The organism is Gramella sp. MAR_2010_147 (assembly GCF_900105135.1).
GTDB lineage: Bacteria > Bacteroidota > Bacteroidia > Flavobacteriales > Flavobacteriaceae > Christiangramia.
On record NZ_LT629741.1, the window covers coordinates 2809696 to 2826895 of the forward strand.

At 37.5% G+C, this 17200-nt stretch carries 16 protein-coding genes; 12 read left to right on the forward strand and 4 right to left on the reverse strand.

Going from position 1 to position 17200, the window contains the following annotated elements:
* Window positions 1–9: 9 nt before the first annotated feature.
* From BLT95_RS12665 to BLT95_RS12710, 10 genes are all read left to right on the forward strand, one after another.
* Window positions 10–1002, forward strand: coding sequence for a DNA-directed RNA polymerase subunit alpha (locus BLT95_RS12665; protein ID WP_089666519.1), 993 nt, complete (start codon window positions 10–12; stop codon window positions 1000–1002).
* A 97-nt stretch (window positions 1003–1099) separates the two neighbouring features.
* A complete protein-coding gene (rplQ, locus tag BLT95_RS12670; RefSeq protein ID WP_089666520.1) occupies window positions 1100–1645 on the forward strand; it encodes a 50S ribosomal protein L17 in 546 nt (181 codons plus the stop codon).
* Window positions 1646–1760: 115 nt separating this feature from the next.
* Window positions 1761–2873: a glutamine-hydrolyzing carbamoyl-phosphate synthase small subunit gene (carA, locus tag BLT95_RS12675; protein WP_089666521.1), complete on the forward strand. Its 1113-nt coding sequence runs from the start codon at window positions 1761–1763 to the stop codon at window positions 2871–2873.
* 131 nt (window positions 2874–3004) lie between these two features.
* Window positions 3005–3535: a hypothetical protein gene (locus BLT95_RS12680; protein ID WP_089666522.1), complete on the forward strand. Its 531-nt coding sequence runs from the start codon at window positions 3005–3007 to the stop codon at window positions 3533–3535.
* A 53-nt stretch (window positions 3536–3588) separates the two neighbouring features.
* Complete coding sequence (locus BLT95_RS12685) at window positions 3589–4185, forward strand: hypothetical protein (protein ID WP_157718060.1); 597 nt, start codon at window positions 3589–3591, stop codon at window positions 4183–4185.
* Window positions 4186–4319: 134 nt separating this feature from the next.
* Window positions 4320–5609 (forward strand): phosphopyruvate hydratase, encoded by a 1290-nt coding sequence (gene eno, locus BLT95_RS12690; RefSeq protein ID WP_089666524.1) that lies wholly within the window; start codon window positions 4320–4322, stop codon window positions 5607–5609.
* A 155-nt stretch (window positions 5610–5764) separates the two neighbouring features.
* A complete protein-coding gene (locus BLT95_RS12695; protein WP_089666525.1) occupies window positions 5765–7315 on the forward strand; it encodes a glycogen/starch synthase in 1551 nt (516 codons plus the stop codon).
* 240 nt (window positions 7316–7555) lie between these two features.
* Window positions 7556–8842: a citrate synthase gene (locus BLT95_RS12700; protein WP_089666526.1), complete on the forward strand. Its 1287-nt coding sequence runs from the start codon at window positions 7556–7558 to the stop codon at window positions 8840–8842.
* 81 nt (window positions 8843–8923) lie between these two features.
* On the forward strand, window positions 8924–9835 hold the full coding sequence (locus tag BLT95_RS12705; protein ID WP_089666527.1) for an arginine deiminase family protein: 912 nt from the start codon (window positions 8924–8926) through the stop codon (window positions 9833–9835).
* 9 nt (window positions 9836–9844) lie between these two features.
* Window positions 9845–10771, forward strand: coding sequence for an arginine deiminase-related protein (locus BLT95_RS12710; RefSeq protein ID WP_089666921.1), 927 nt, complete (start codon window positions 9845–9847; stop codon window positions 10769–10771).
* On the opposite strand, the gene BLT95_RS12715 is transcribed toward BLT95_RS12710, so the two are convergent.
* Window positions 10768–12270 (reverse strand): BCCT family transporter, encoded by a 1503-nt coding sequence (locus tag BLT95_RS12715; protein WP_089666528.1) that lies wholly within the window; start codon window positions 12268–12270, stop codon window positions 10768–10770. The two genes, BLT95_RS12710 and BLT95_RS12715, sit on opposite strands and share 4 nt — an antisense overlap.
* Before the next feature lie 25 nt (window positions 12271–12295).
* Window positions 12296–13732, reverse strand: a complete 1437-nt coding sequence (locus BLT95_RS12720) for an SDR family oxidoreductase (protein ID WP_089666529.1) — start codon at window positions 13730–13732, stop codon at window positions 12296–12298.
* Between the two features lie 70 nt (window positions 13733–13802).
* Here BLT95_RS12720 and BLT95_RS12725 point away from each other — a divergent pair, with 70 nt between their 5' ends.
* Window positions 13803–14006 carry a hypothetical protein gene (locus BLT95_RS12725; RefSeq protein WP_089666530.1) on the forward strand — a complete coding sequence of 68 codons (204 nt, stop codon included), beginning with the start codon at window positions 13803–13805 and terminating at the stop codon, window positions 14004–14006.
* Between the two features lie 4 nt (window positions 14007–14010).
* Here the strand turns inward: BLT95_RS12725 and BLT95_RS12730 are convergent, their stop codons facing one another.
* Window positions 14011–14637 (reverse strand): MarC family protein, encoded by a 627-nt coding sequence (locus tag BLT95_RS12730; protein WP_089666922.1) that lies wholly within the window; start codon window positions 14635–14637, stop codon window positions 14011–14013.
* A 106-nt stretch (window positions 14638–14743) separates the two neighbouring features.
* Window positions 14744–15172 (reverse strand): hypothetical protein, encoded by a 429-nt coding sequence (locus tag BLT95_RS12735; protein WP_089666923.1) that lies wholly within the window; start codon window positions 15170–15172, stop codon window positions 14744–14746.
* 111 nt (window positions 15173–15283) lie between these two features.
* On the opposite strand from BLT95_RS12735, the gene argS reads away from it, so the two are divergent.
* Window positions 15284–17062, forward strand: a complete 1779-nt coding sequence (gene argS, locus BLT95_RS12740; RefSeq protein WP_089666924.1) for an arginine--tRNA ligase — start codon at window positions 15284–15286, stop codon at window positions 17060–17062.
* Window positions 17063–17200: the final 138 nt, after the last annotated feature.

Here is a 17200-nt window from a genome sequence, read left to right on the forward strand (position 1 = left end):
AGTCGAAATATGGCAATACTAAATTTTCAGAAGCCCGATAAAGTTATAATGATTGATTCAACAGATTTCGAAGGGAAATTTGAATTTCGCCCTTTGGAGCCTGGTTATGGATTAACTGTTGGTAACGCTTTAAGACGAGTGCTTTTATCTTCTTTGGAAGGTTTCGCGATCACTTCAGTACGAATTGAAGGGGTAGATCACGAATTCTCTACCATTGCAGGTGTAGTGGAAGACGTAACTGAAATTATTCTTAACCTTAAACAAGTAAGGTTTAAGAGACAAATAGATGAGATCGATAACGAATCGGTTACCATTTCAGTTTCCGGAGAAGAGCAGTTAACTGCCGGTCACTTCCAGAAATTCATTTCAGGATTTCAGGTTCTTAATCCAGATCAGGTAATCTGTCATATGGATAAGAAAGTAAGCCTGAACATGGAGGTTACTATCGAAAAAGGTAGAGGTTACGTTCCGGCTGAAGAAAACAAGAAAGCCAATGCTCCTTTAGGGACCATTTTCGTAGATTCTATTTACACTCCTATAAAGAATGTAAAATATAGTATCGAGAACTTTCGTGTAGAACAGAAGACTGACTATGAAAAACTGGTGTTTGAAATTATCAGTGATGGTTCTATTCATCCAAAAGATGCTTTAACTGAAGCAGCGAAGACTCTTATCCACCACTTTATGTTATTCTCTGACGAGCGTATCACTTTAGAGGCAGATGAGATCGCACAAACTGAAACTTATGATGAAGAATCCCTTCACATGAGACAACTTCTTAAAACGAAATTGGTAGATCTTGATCTTTCAGTGAGAGCGTTGAACTGTCTTAAAGCGGCTGAAGTTGATACTTTGGGAGACCTTGTGTCTTACAACAAGAATGACTTGATGAAATTCAGAAACTTCGGTAAAAAATCACTTACTGAATTGGAAGAGCTTGTAAGCAACAAAGGGTTGAACTTTGGTATGGACCTTTCAAAATATAAACTTGATAAAGACTAGTCACCTTTCTAAGGTTACGGTCTAAATTATAATATAATAACCATCATAATTTGCTCCTCAAAATGAGTAGTAGCAAGATGATGAAACAAAAAATGTCATGAGACACGGAAAAAAGACAAATCATTTAGGTAGAAAAACAGCCCATCGTAAGGCAATGCTTGCGAATATGGCTTGTTCCCTAATTGAACACAAACGAATCAACACTACTGTTGCTAAAGCGAAAGCTCTTAAGGTATTTGTTGAGCCGTTAGTAACAAAATGTAAAGAAGATACTACGCACAATAGAAGAATTGTGTTTAGTAAACTTCGTAGCAAGGAAGCGGTTAGCGAATTGTTTCGTGAAGTAGCTCCTAAGGTAGGAGATCGTCCTGGAGGATATACCAGAGTTATTAAACTTGGTAGTCGTCTTGGAGATGCAGCTGAAATGGCGCTGGTAGAACTTGTAGACTTCAATGAAACCTACAATGTAGGAGAGAAGCCTAAGAAGAAAAAATCTACTCGTCGTGCTGGTAAGAAGAAAGCTGAAGATACAGCTTCTACTGCTGAGCCGAAAGAAGCTTCTGCTAAGGAAACTAAAAAAGAAGAGCCTAAAGCTGAAGAGCCAAAGGCTGAAGAAAAAAAGGACGATAAAAAAGAGGAATAGAAATGATTCTTTTTACCATCTAAATTTTAAAAGGATAAGCTTTAATAGTTTATCCTTTTTTTATACCCAATAGATAAATTATTAAATTTGCCACAACTGCAACTATAACACAACTATGAAGTATCAGGCTAAACGAAAGGCGATCATTTTACTTGAAGACGGAACTATTTTTTATGGAAAATCTGTAGGAAACAAAGAAGGTAGTGCTGTTGGTGAAGTTTGTTTTAATACCGGAATGACCGGGTATCAGGAGATCTTTACAGATCCTTCTTATTTTGGTCAGTTAATGGTGACTACCAACGCACATATTGGTAATTATGGCACCAATCAAAATGAAAATGAATCTGATGGTGCTAAAATTGCAGGTTTGATCTGTAAGAATTTTAGCTATACAGAGTCAAGACCAGCAGCAGATAAGACGCTGGAAGAATTTCTCAATGAAAGTAATATTTTTGCAATATCTGATGTAGACACGAGGGCTTTGGTTACTTATATCAGGGAGAATGGAGCAATGAATGCAATTATCTCTACAGATGTCGCTAATATAGATGGGCTGAAGAAGCAATTAGAGGAAGTGCCAGATATGAACGGACTCGAACTGGCTTCAAAAGTTTCTACCAAAGAGCCTTATTTCTACGGAAATGAAAATGCTACCTATAAAATTGCAGCCCTGGACGTGGGGATTAAGACAAATATCCTTAGGAATTTGGCTGAAAGAGGAGCTTACATAAAAGTATATCCTTATAATGCTACTTATGAGGAAATGAAAGAGTGGAATCCTGATGGTTATTTTCTATCAAATGGACCTGGTGATCCGCAACCTCTGGAGAGCGCTATCAATGTGACCAAAACCATCATAGAAAATGATCATCCATTATTTGGGATCTGTTTGGGGCATCAAATAATCGCTATCGCTAATGGGATTAAGACTTACAAAATGCACCACGGCCACAGGGGGATAAATCACCCGGTTAAGAATATGGTGAATGGGAAAGGTGAGATCACCTCTCAAAATCACGGTTTTTCTGTAGATAAAGATCAAACCGAAGCGCATCCTGATGTGGAAGTAACTCATATTTGTCTGAATGATGGTACCGTTGGTGGTCTGGCTATGAAGAATAAAAATGTTTTTTCTGTGCAGTATCACCCGGAAGCCAGCCCTGGACCGCATGACTCAAGTTACTTGTTCGATGAGTTTATAGATAGAATTAAGTCAGTCAAAGCTTAATTCTGAATCATAAAAACTAGAGTGAAAACCGGAATTTCGATTCCGGTTTTTTTATTACGCTTTGGCCTAAAATATAATTGGTTTATATGCGAGATTCCGCTAGCTTTGGCAGCCTGTTTTAATTTACTCCAATGAAAAGATTATTATTAGTTATTTTTTTATGTGTAGGTTCTGTGGCTTTTTCCCAGGAAACTACAACCAACAGTCAGTTTTCTTTAAATCTGGTAATGCCTTCAGCTGAATATGAGCTGGCAGTTTCAGATCATTCCACAATTGATTTGGATTTAGGAATCGGATTTGCCTATCATAAATCTTCCTATAGTGGAGAAGCATTTGGAATTTATCCCGGGCTCACAGCTCAATACCGTTATTATTATAATTTAGAAAAGAGAGCTGATAAGGATAAAAAAACTTCTGAAAACAGTGGGAACTATATAGCTGGTGTCGCCTCGATCACCGGAGGGGACCCGATTATCGGAGATTTAGAGTTTTCCAATGATTATGGAGGTTTTGTTGGTCCGGCCTGGGGGCTGCAAAGAGTATATAACAGCGGATTTAAATTAAATCTTAATCTGGGGCTCGGTATGGGCTTTAATGATGCTGGTGATAAATATTTTACCCCATTGTTTGGTTTGCAGTTAGGATGGTTGGTCGCACAGTAGTTTTTGTAATCTTTTTTGTTAGCTGTTTAAATTGTCTTGCACAAAAACATCCTGTGTTTTATGGCGGATTTGAATATTATCGCCATACAGGGTTTAAAAATGATGCATTTTATAATGTAAATCTTGGGAGCCAGGTTTATCAATGGAAATTTTTCGCGCCAGAAGTTGGTGTGAATTTTCATGCTGGTTTTATTCCGGATAGGGAATTTGACGAAGGCCCAGATCCAAATACTATTCCGGTTGCATTATCTAGAGCCTCATTTACTTCTTTTTCTATAAGTCTCGCGCCTAAATTAAAGTTTGGTAATGAAGAAGCTGCATTGGTGCTCATTCCTGAATATAATATCGGAAAACGCACTGCAAAAGGGAATTACCTGGTTTATAATGGAAATGAGAGATATGATCTGGAACAGAAAGAAACCTATTCTGAATCCCAGAATTACTGGTCTTTTGCCGCAGGTATTGAAGGTCAGCTTCTCAATGTAGATCATCTTTGGTTTTCATTTTATCTGAAATATACCTTGCTGGATTCTAAGAAAGTTATTCAATCTTTAGACTTTTCAGACTATGATTTTAAATCTAACGGGGGTAGCAAAGATGGATATGGTTTAGGAATACGTGTGTATTATGACCTCTTTTCTGCATTATGATAAAAAGTTGATAAACCGAAAACGTTTTAGTTCATTTTAATGTTATAAATGCTTTAAAACTAAGGCTGTCAGTCTATTTTTTAGGCTCATCTTTGTATCTTGCCATTGTTCTACTAACAATTAAAATAAAGATAATGAGCGCTATTTTAGATATTCATGCACGTCAAATTTTTGATTCAAGAGGAAACCCTACTGTAGAAGTAGATGTATATACCGAAAATGGAATTATGGGTCGTGCAGCTGTTCCTTCAGGAGCCTCTACAGGTGAACATGAAGCAGTTGAGCTTCGTGACGGTGGAAAAGATTTCATGGGGAAAGGTGTTTCCAAAGCTGTTGAGAATGTAAACGGCGAAATTGCCGAGAAGCTATTAGGTTATTCGGTTTTTGAACAGAACCTGATAGACCAAACCATGATAGACCTGGATGGTACTCCAAACAAATCTAAATTAGGAGCTAATGCGATACTGGGAGTTTCTCTTGCAGTCGCAAAAGCAGCTGCTAACGAATTAAATATGCCGCTTTACAGATATGTTGGTGGAGTAAGTGCCAATACTCTTCCAGTGCCAATGATGAACATTATAAATGGAGGTTCTCACAGTGATGCGCCAATCGCATTTCAGGAGTTTATGATCATGCCGGTAATGGCTAAAAGTTTTTCTCACGCATTAAAAATGGGAACCGAAATTTTCCATAATCTTAAAAAAGTGCTTCATGATCGTGGTCTAAGTACTGCTGTGGGAGATGAAGGTGGTTTTGCTCCAACTCTTGATGGAACTGAAGATGCACTGGATACTATACTGAAAGCAATTAAGAAAGCTGGTTACAAACCTGGAAAAGAGGTGATGATCGCTTTAGATTGTGCTGCGGCCGAATTCTTTGTAAAAGGGAAATATGATTACACCAAATTTGAAGGCGATAAAGGAAAAATAAGAACCAGTGAAGAGCAGGCAGAGTATCTGGCAGAGCTTGCTTCTAAGTATCCAATTATCTCCATTGAAGATGGTATGGATGAGAATGACTGGAAAGGCTGGAAAGCAGTTACCGATAAAATCGGAGATAAAGTTCAGCTAGTGGGTGATGATCTTTTTGTAACCAACGTTGAACGTTTGGGAAGAGGAATTAAAGAGAATATTGCAAATTCTATTTTGATCAAAGTAAATCAGATTGGAACACTAACTGAAACTATTGCAGCGGTAAATATGGCTCATAATGCCGGTTATACCTCTGTAATGTCACATCGTTCTGGAGAAACTGAAGATAATACCATAGCAGATCTTGCGGTTGCTTTAAATACGGGTCAGATAAAGACCGGTTCAGCATCACGAAGCGATCGTATGGCTAAATACAATCAATTAATTAGAATTGAAGAAGAGCTTGGTCATGTGGCATATTATCCGCAGGATAAGGCATTCAAAATACAGTAGATTCAAGTAAGATATTTTATAGAGCCTCTTCGAAAGAAGGGGCTTTTTTATTTAATCCTTAATTATTTAAATGTTATATTAACAATCATTTAAATTGGAAAATACTTCTAGAGATTTTTTAATTGCTAAATTCAGTAAAATAACCAACCACTACTTTGAACACCAATTTTCTATTTGTTGCTGCGGAAAATGATGGCATTCCACGATGTAAAGCCGGAGGGATGGGAGATGTTGTTAGAGATGTTCCTAGACAGATCGCGGCAAACAAAGATCATGTTCGTGTAATAACACCATCATACTCCAGGTTGCATAAGGACGGAGGTAATAAAATTACTGATGTAAATTTTGTATTTCGCGGTGTCCCTCATAATGCTGAGATATATGAAGTGCCGGGAAAGAAAGAAATTCCTGGTGTCAAACATTATGTGTTGCATCATCATGATATAAAGGCTGGAGATATTGCACATATTTACTTTAATGATCCGGACCAGCCATTTTTTACAGATGCTAATGTGTTTTCGCTTTTTTGTACCGGCGTAGCTGCAGCTATTAGAGAAAATGTATTTGGAAAAATTGATATTATCCATTTACACGACTGGCATACCAGTATGTTATTGTTTCTCAGAGAATTCAATGAGAAGTTTAAAGTGCTTAAGGATATTAAATTTGTATACTCCATTCATAATTTGGCGATACAGGGAATAAGACCTTTCAGTAATAATTTTTCATCTGTCGATGCATTTTTTCCAGACATAGAATATGACCATAAGATATTACAGGACAGTCGTTATCAGGATTGCATAAATCTAATGGCTGTGGGGATAAGACTCTCAGATGCGGTTCATACAGTATCTCCTTCGTATAAAGAAGATATTCAAAAACCAAGTGATCCTCCGCATTTTATAGGCGGAGAAGGACTGGAGGAGGATCTCAAAAAGGCAGAAAATGAAAATCGTCTTTTTGGAATTTTAAATGGAGCCAATTATGCCAATATTGAGATAGTTGAAAAAGGAATTCTTCTAAGGCAATGTGTTCGAAGATTATTTAGATGGCTCCAGGAGGAGAAGAAAGATTATAAAGCACATTATTTGGCTCATACTGGCGAAAAGATAACTCGCTGGCAGGAAAGGAATCCCGACTTCATTTGCTCCAGTGTAGCCAGATTAACTGAACAAAAATTCTTCTTTTTCAAAGAAAATCCGGCTTTGCTTGATGGTTTGATGGAGAAACTCGCTAGTGTGAATGGCATTTACATTCTGCTAGGTACCGGAGCACCAGAATATGAGATGATATTTAGAGATGCCAGTTATAAGTATAAGAATTTCATTTTTATAAATGCACAGTCAGACAGTATTATCGATATGCTGTATCAGGACTCTAACTTATATTTAATGCCTAGCCTGTTTGAGCCCTGCGGAATTAGTCAGATGCTTGCCATGAGAAACGGTCAGCCTTGTTTGGTACATCATACAGGGGGATTGAAAGATACCGTTGTTCACGCCAAAACCGGGTTTAGTTTCGATGGAAAAACAACTCATGAGAAAACTGAAGATTTCATAAAAGTATTTTCTGAAGCGGTAGATCTTTTTTTCAGTAATAAGAAGGAATGGAAAAAAATATGTATGAATGCCAGAAAACAAAGGTTTACCTGGGAGAAATCGGTGAACAAATATTACGAAGAGCTTTATGGGATTCAAATTGATTAATACTAAATCATTGCTTATTTCATGATAGAAACTAAATATAGAAACCTATATTTTTTCGATATTCAAGATTTTCTTATTAAAACAAGCCTAAGTTTTTGGCTACCCATAGTTAAATTTCATGAAAACTGAATAAAATCGGGGTATTTATGAAATTTCGTTACTGTCCTTAAAATTATTTTAACACTAAATTTCGTAATTTAGCAATCCTTAAAAATTAATCTAAAAAGAACTAAATATAATATGTCTAAAACAGCGACACTCGAATTTGACGGAAAGAAATATGAGTTTCCCGTTACCGTGGGAACCGAAGATGAAATAGGGGTAGATATAAAAAAGCTTCGTGGAGAAGCTGGAATTATCACACTAGATCCCGGATTTAAGAATACTGGAAGCTGCGAGAGTGCTATCACATTTTTGGACGGTGAAAAAGGAATCTTAAGATATCGTGGTTATGCAATTGAAGATCTTGCTGAAAAAGCAGATTTTCTTGAAGTTGTTTACCTTCTAATTTTCGGGGAACTACCAAATAAGGAACAATTAGAAAAGTTCAATACAGATATTAAAGAACAATCTCATGTAGATGAGGAGATGAAGAAGATCCTTGATGGATTTCCGAAATCTGCTCACCCAATGGGAGTTCTTTCTTCTTTGACCAGTGCTTTGATAGCTTTTAACCCGTCTTCTGTAGATGTTTCTTCAGAAGAAGATATGTATAAGGCAATCGTGAAGATTCTTGGTAAATTCCCGGTACTTGCTGCCTGGACATTAAGAAAGAAAAATAGTCTTCCGCTGAATTATGGGGATGAGTCTCTTGGTTACGTAGAGAACCTTCATAAAATGATGTTCGAGAAGCCTAACAAAACATACAGCGTAGATAAAGCAGTGATCGATGCATTGGATAAATTATTAATTCTTCATGCAGATCATGAACAAAACTGTTCTACCTCTACGGTAAGAATGGTTGGTTCTTCTCATGCCGGATTATTTGCTTCACTTTCTGCAGGGATTTCTGCTCTTTGGGGTCCCCTTCATGGGGGTGCAAACCAGGCAGTGATAGAAATGCTTGAAAAGATCAAAGAAGATGGTGGAGATACTCATAAGTTCATGCAAAAGGCCAAGGATAAAGAAGATCCTTTCCGTTTAATGGGCTTTGGGCACCGTGTTTATAAAAATTTTGATCCTAGAGCAAAGATCATTAAGAAATCTGCAGATGAAGTTCTTGAGCAGTTAGGAGTACAGGATCCTGTTCTTGATATCGCGAAAGGACTGGAGAAAGAAGCCTTGGAAGATGATTATTTCGTAAAAAGAAAATTATATCCAAACGTAGACTTTTATTCCGGGATCATATATCGTGCACTTGGAATTCCGGTTGATATGTTTACCGTGATGTTTGCTTTGGGTAGACTACCGGGTTGGATTGCTCAGTGGAGAGAAATGAGGCTGAGAAAAGAGCCAATTGGTCGTCCACGTCAGATTTATATCGGTGAAAATCATAGAGATTTTAAGCCACTTGGTAGCAGATCATAATTGAGTTTTATTTGAAAATGAATTAATCAAAAAAGCTTCATCATAGGATGGAGCTTTTTTATATTTGTCAAAATATTAGCAATGAAATTGCATATAACTAATGAAACCTCAAAGCTTAGAGCAGTGGTACTTGGTACGGCTCAAAGCAATGGTCCTATTCCCACTTTAGAGGAGGCATACGACCCAAAGTCTCAGGAGCATATAAAAGCCGGGACATATCCTAAAGAAGAGGATATGATCAATGAGATGGAAGCTGTAGCGGCTGTTCTGAAAAAATATCAGGTGCAGGTTTTCAGGCCTAAGATAATTGAAGATTACAATCAGATCTTTACCAGGGATATCGCATTCGTGATAGGGGATAAGTTTATTAAATCTAATATTCTACCAGATCGCGATCAGGAGATCGATGCCATAGAGCACGTGTTAAAAAAAATAGATCCTGCTAAGATTATTACTCTGCCTGAAGAAGCTCATATAGAAGGAGGAGATGTAATGCCTATGGGAGATTATATCTTCGTGGGTACTTATAAGGGCAAGGATTATAAAGATTTTATAACTGCCAGAACTAACTGGCAGGCGGTTGAAGCGCTGGAAAAAGCTTTTCCAGATAAAAAGGTAGTTTCCTTTAGTCTGAAAAAATCAAATTCTATCGCAAAGGATAATGCCTTGCATTTAGATTGCTGCTTTCAGCCGGTCGGCAGGAATAAAGCAATTCTGTATAAAGGTGGATTCCTGATCGAGGAAGAATACGAGTGGCTGGTAAATTTCTTCGGAAAAGAAAATATCTATGAGATCACTCGCGATGAGATGTATCATATGAATTCTAATATTTTCTCTATTTCTGAAGAGGTAGTGATATCTGAAAAAGGATTTACAAGATTGAATTCATGGCTGAGAGAGCAGGGGATTACTGTGGAAGAAGTTCCTTATGCTGAAATCTCCAAGCAGGAAGGATTATTACGGTGTTCCACATTACCCTTAATTAGAGATTAAATTATTATGATGAAGCAGATTACAGATACGATTTTAATGGTAAGACCGGTCGGATTCAGAATGAATGAACAAACGGCGGTAAATAATTATTTTCAGACAAAGATTGAAGGAGATGATATTAACGAACTGGCTACGCAGGAGTTTGATATTTTCGTAGAAAAGCTGAGAGGTGTTGGGGTAAATGTGATCGTGGTAGATGATGTTCCCGAGGATGATACTCCAGACTCTATATTTCCAAATAATTGGGTTTCTTTTCACGAAAACGGTCAGATTGCCCTTTATCCAATGTTTGCTGAAAACAGAAGAAAAGAACGCAGGCTTCATTATTTTGCTAAGCTAGAAGAAGCCGGGTTAAAAATTAAAGAAATTGTTGATTATACGGTTGCCGAGGAAGATGATGTCTTTCTGGAAGGTACAGGAAGTTTAATTTTAGACAGGGTACATCAAAAAGCTTATTGTGCTATTTCACCAAGAGCAGATGAAGATCTATTGATCGAGTTCTGCGAAGATTTTGAGTTTACCCCGGTAATTTTTAATGCGTATCAAAGCGTCGAAAAGAAAAGACTTCCTATTTATCACACGAATGTCATGATGTGCATCGCCGAGGAATTTGCGGTGATCTGCCTGGATACGATTGATGATAAGAAGGAGCGAAAAAACGTGGTAAAGCATCTAAAAATGGACGAAAAGGAGATTATTTCCATTAGCGAAGAGCAAATGCACGAGTTTGCCGGAAATATGCTGCAGGTTCAGGGAGCTGAAGATAAAAAGTTTCTTGTGATGAGCGCCAGGGCTCATAGAAGTCTTTCAGAAGAACAAATTTCGAGGATTGAGAAACACTGCGAAATTTTAAGTTCTGAAATTCAGACGATAGAAACTTGTGGAGGCGGAAGCGCCAGATGTATGATGGCAGAGGTATTCCTGCCAAAAGCCTAGAATTTTTCCGATCTTCTTCTGAAAAGTTTGATGCTAAAAAGAAGGATGATGAGCACGCTTAAAAAAGCAAAAGGCAGAGAGCTGATAATTAAAAATTTCTGCATAGCGGTTAAAACGTCAGCGTCGGGTTTTACCTGGCCCAGAACAATAATCGCTTCACAAAATATAAGGATCAATACCGCCCAGATAAGGCGGTATTTTTTTTTCGGTTCAGAATTACCATGATCGGTAAACATGCTTAATACAAAAATAGCCGAATCTACTGAAGTCACCAGAAAACTTATCAAAAGTAAAATTACGATCATACTAGTAATCACCGGAAGCGGGTAAGCTTCAAAGAAGACAAACATGGAAGTAAACACATTTCCAAATTCATTATCATAAGCGTTCCAGCTTTCAATTAATTCGAATGCCGAAGTACCAAAAACACTAAACCAGAAAAAACTTCCTAAAGAAGGAATGAGTAAAACTCCCAATATCATCTCACGGATGCTTCTTCCTTTAGAAATTCTTGCGATAAATATACCGGTAAAAGGCGCCCAGGCTAACCAGAATGCCCAATAATAATAAGTCCAATCGGTTAGAAATTCTACTCCCGGATCATAATCTCCATATGCCAGGCTTAACGGAATAAAATCAATAATATAATGATAGAGGGAATTGAAGAAGTTCCATAGAATTTCAGAAATATCTCCGGTTAGGAATACAAAAAACATTAATAATAAGGCTACATAGATATTCCAGTTAGAAATTCTTTTGATGCCTTTGTTGACACCTGCCCATGCAGACATGAAAGCAAGTGAGCAGATAAGGAAGACCAGACCCATATTTTGAAATAACGAACCAGGTTCTTTTGATTGGATATGACTCAATCCACCCTCAATCTGGGTAGTTCCTAAGCCTATTGCGGCTACAAGCCCGATCACTGTGGTAAGTATGGTAAGAATATCAATCGAAGAAGGTAAAAAATGAATTTTTTTAAATGCTGAAAATCCAGAGCTCAATCTTACATCGGTCTTTTCTACAAAAATTGAATACCCAATTACAAGTGCAAAAAGGCCGTAAAATGCCCAGGCTGTAAATCCCCACTGATAAAAAGTATATTCTAAAGAGATGATTGCCATTGTTTCCCCGGTCTGGATTGGAGGGTTCATGAACATAAATACCGGTTCCTGAACCGCTCTTAATAGTATTCCCGCTCCCATTCCTGCAGAATAAAGCATGGCAATCCATGATAACCTGTTAAATTCAGGAGGCGAACTTCCTAAGCGTATTTTTCCGAATTTTGAAAAAGCAATGAATAGAAGAAAAAATACACAGCCTAGTCCCAGCCAGAGATAAAATGTTCCGAAATAACTTCTTACCCAAAGAGATATTTCTTCAATGCTATTGTAAAACTGGTTTGTGAATACAAAAATGAGGATAGAGCTAAGAACAAGAATGATCGCAGAGGCCAAAAAAACTTTGTTCTTAAATAATACACTGAAATTTGATCTCAAGATGGGTAGTTCTTAGTTCATAAAACTAATCTTTTTTAATACCCTTCGCAATTCTATTGATCATCCCTTCAAATATGAAATAATGAAAAGGATACATAGAGTACCAGTAGGCGCGCCCAAGTAAACCTTTTGGCCTGAAAGTCGCATTTTGATGAAGTATATTGTTCTCATCTATTTTAAATTCCAGCCAGGCTTCTCCCGGAACCTTCATTTCAGCAAAAAGGAGTAGCCTTTTTTCTTCTTTATCAGCTAGAAGAACCCGCCAGAAATCAAGTGAATCACCTGCATTGATCCTGTTTGGATGTGTTCTTCCTCTGCGCAGGCCAACTCCGCCAAAAAATTTATCTATGTACCCCCGAACTTTCCAAAGCCAGTTTCCGTAATACCATCCGTTGAGCCCGCCAATAGCCCACACTCTTTCCAGTGCTTCCCTGGGATCTTCAACTTCTATAGATTTTTTATCCTGCAAACAACCATATTTTGGAATCTGAACATATTTATTCAATTCTTTTCGAAACCTTCCACTGCTCAGAGAGTCTTTCCAGCTGGAAATCACCTCATTTTGTTCTATTCTATGGAAGGCCATCTTAATAGCTTCTTTATACTGAATGAGTTCGATATTCAGGATTTCCTGAAGCCGGGTGTCTTTTGTTATCACTTCAATTGCCATACTGTCCACAAGATTTTGAGCAAGCCTATAGGACGTGGAAGTGACAAAATATAACCAGTAAGAACTAAGTTTCGGGGACATAAATGGTACACCGATGATCCATATTTTTAATTCCCTGACTTCAGCATATTGTTCCATCATTTCCTGGTAGGTAAGAACATCTGGTCCCCCCACATCAAAAGATTCATTATAGCACTCCTCTCGACCAATAACCCCGGTAAGATATTGAATGATATTCCTAATGGCAATGGGCTGGGATTTTGTTTTTACCCATTTTGGCGTGATCATCACTGGGAGTTTTTCACAAAGATCACGTATGATCTCAAAAGAAGAACTTCCGGATCCCACAATAATAGCTGCTCTTAAGACGGTTACATTAAAGTCTCCTTTATAAAGAATTTCTTCAACAGCCTTTCTGGATTTTAGATGTTTTGAAAGCTCTTCTTCATTAATGATTCCGCTGAGGTAGATAACCTGATTTACCGAAGTTTCAGCCATCATCTTATTAAAATTCTCTGCGGCCTGAGCTTCCTGTTTGTCGAAGTCTTTAGTGGAAGCCGTCATTGAATGAATAAGGTAATAAGCAACGTCTATATTTTTAATCTTTTCTGCAGCAGTTGTATCTTCAAGAAAATCTATTTCTACGATCTCAACTTTTTCTTTGAGTTCCTCATTTGAAGTAAACCTGTTTCGGTTTCGAACCGCGCAAACCACATCATGTCCCTGCTCAAGTAATTGAGGTAACAGTCTCATGCCAATATATCCATTGGCCCCGGTAAGTAATATGCGCATTTGAAGAATTTGAACATCAAATTAGAGATTAAATTATTACTTTCACTTCAGATTAATAAAACTTTATTAAATGAATAACGTGCTGAAATTTGTGCTTTTGATCATTGGTGTAGGCTTGATTGGATATGGAGTGTATCAGCTTGTCACCCCTGAATTTTCGATAGATGCAGGACCTTTGCAGGTTGAAGCTCATGGAGATAATACCCAGTCTTATGCCATGATCGTATTCGGGATACTTTCTTTAGTTGGAGGGCTGGCTTTCAGGAAAAGATAATTGATTAAACACTCCTTAATAAGTTTAAGACTGAAGAACTTATATATTCTACTCCAATAGCGATCACTATAAATCCTATTATTCTTGAGATTGCGTTAATTCCAGATGCTCCAAGAAAATTTACGATATAATGTGAACTTCTTAGCACCAACAACGTGGCCAGGCAAACGCTGAAAATTGCCAGTACAGCAATTAGTTTATCATTCCACAAATCATATTCCTGGTAAAGTCCTATAAGAAATGAAATAGAGCCAGGGCCGGCAAGCATGGGGATTGCCAGCGGTGTGAGGGAAACGCCATCTCTTTGAAAAGCATCTTCCTTTACCTTAGGTTTATCCATTCCTTTGTGTTTTGAAAAAGAACCGGTAAGTAGGGCAAAACCTGAAGTCGTGATAATAAGTCCGCCTGCTATTCTTAGGGAATCAAGACTTATTCCGAAGAAATTTAGAATATACCTGCCTGTAAAAAAGCTGATCAAAAGAATAACAAAAATATTGATTGCTGTTAAAATAGACGTTTTTGATCTTTCTGCTTTTGAATCTTCTTTGGTAAGTCCAACAAAGATTGGAACTGTGCCCAGCGGATTAATTACCGAGAAAAGTGCGGCGAAAACATAAATAAATAATTCCATTAATTTTTTCAGCAAAATTGCTTCAGCTTTCCTTCTGAAAAATTAAAATGAAATCAACTTTACGTTAAACAAAACACCTCGAAATTTTAAGAATGTAAATTAAATATTATTGAAGATCTTCAATTTGAGTTGGGGCATTATCATTTTTGTGATCAATGATCTTTTTGAAAAACTTATGAATACCCGGGGTGTCGGCCTTTACCTTGATAAAATGATGGTCTTTATGGATGCTGTATTCTTCTGCTTTACCTTTGTAAAGGTTCAATTTGTAATAAGGAATTACCAAAGCGTAAGTTTCTAATAGCGACCTAAACATCACAATGATGCCACTATTTCTCATTTCCACGTTGCAAATATTGGCATTGTTATCCAGAATAAGAAGATTATGAATATCGATGCTTGTTGAGGTAATATGCAGTTTTGGGGACCCCGATCCTTTGAGTTTTACCCTTTGCATCAGCGTAAGAGGCTTGCCGACTTCTGCATTAATTTTTTCTGAAATGGCCGGGCGGTTATAGGAAATATTAACTAGCATTTCTTTTTTCCTAAATATAAGGATTTGAGTATAAAGCCTGGCGCCTAGAACTCCAATTCTTTTTATCTTTGCGCACTTAATTATTTGAAATTCGCTAAAAAGCATAGGAAAATGAATATTGAACAACTTCTTGCATCAAAAGTAAACGAGGCCGTGAAGAAACATTATGAGGTTGAACCTGAAAATATCGAATTTCAGCCTACCCGTAAAGATTTTGAAGGTGATATCACTTTGGTGGTTTTCCCCATGCTAAAACAGCTCAGAACCAGTCCAGCGCAGTTAGCTGAAAAGATTGGGAAATATCTGGAAGATGAAGTAGAAGAAGTCGCCAGTTTTAATGTGATTCAGGGTTTTCTGAATATCGTGATTAGTGATCAATATTACATCAATTTCTTTAACGAAGTAAAAGATAGAGAGGATTTCGGAATTCTGTTACCGCAAAGTGATGCGAGCGGAATTATGGTGGAATATTCTTCCCCAAATACCAATAAACCCCTTCACTTAGGTCATATTAGAAATAACCTTTTAGGTTATTCGGTCTCTGAAATTCTACAAGCTGCCGGAAATGAGGTTTATAAAGTGCAGGTGATCAATGATCGAGGAATTCATATTTGTAAATCCATGGTTGCCTGGGAGAAATTTGGCAATGATGAAACTCCTGAATCTACCGGATTAAAAGGAGATAAACTGGTTGGGAATTATTATGTAAAATTTGACCAGGAATATAAGAAGGAGATCGCTCAGCTAAAAGAAGAAGGAAAGAGTGAAGATGAGGCAAAAGCTCAGGCTCCAATTTTTGTAGAAGCTCAGGAAATGCTTAGAAAATGGGAAGCTAACGATCCTGAAGTGGTAAAACTCTGGTCTACTATGAATCAATGGGTTTACGATGGGTTTGAGAAAACCTATAACGCCCTGGGAGTGGATTTTGACAAGAATTATTACGAAAGCGAAACCTATATATTAGGAAAAGACAATATTCAGAAAGGTCTGGAAGACGGAGTTTTTTATAAAAAAGAAGATGGTAGTGTCTGGATCGATCTTAGCGATGAGGGGCTGGATGAAAAGATCGTTCTAAGAAGTGACGGAACGGCGGTGTATATGACCCAGGATATTGGGACGGCGATTCAGAGATTTGCAGACTTCGATATCAACCAGATGGTGTATACCGTTGGAAACGAGCAGGAATACCATTTTAAAGTTCTTTTCCTAATTTTGAAGAAATTAGGGTATGACTGGGCAGATGCGCTGTATCATTTAAGTTATGGAATGGTAGATCTTCCCAGCGGAAAGATGAAAAGTAGGGAAGGAACCGTGGTTGATGCCGATGATCTTATTAGGGAAATGGCTGAAACTGCTAAGAATATTTCTGAGGAATTAGGTAAGCTTGATGGCTATTCTGAAACTGAAAAGGAAGAGCTATACCGAATAATAGGCCTTGGAGCTTTGAAATATTATATTTTGAAAGTGGATCCAAAGAAAAGAATTCTCTTCAATCCTGAAGAATCGGTAGATTTTCAAGGAAATACGGGGCCGTTTATCCAATACACCTATGCCAGAATCCAGTCAATTTTAAGAAAAGCTGAATTTGATACTTCGGCAGAGCTATCGAAAGATTTCAGTTTCCACGAAAAAGAAAAAGAATTGATCAAGCAGGTACAGTTATTTCCGGAAACCATTGCTTTGGCAGCTGAAAATCATTCACCGGCATTGATCGCCAACTATACTTATGAACTGGTGAAATCTTTCAATTCCTTTTATCAGAATGTTCAAATTCTGGGTATCGATGATGAAGCTGAAAAAGTTTTTAGAGTACAATTGTCAGGATTAGTAGCGAATGTTATAAAATCAGCATTTAAATTACTTGGGATCGAGGTTCCGGAGAGAATGTAAGTGTAAATGCGAAGGTTGAATTTAGAGGTTGGATATTTCGTCATGCTGCACTTGTTTCAGCATATCAAATGAAATTTCAATTTTGAACTTTCTCTTTCAGCTTCAAATCATTAAATTTGCAATTCGCTGCTTAGCAGC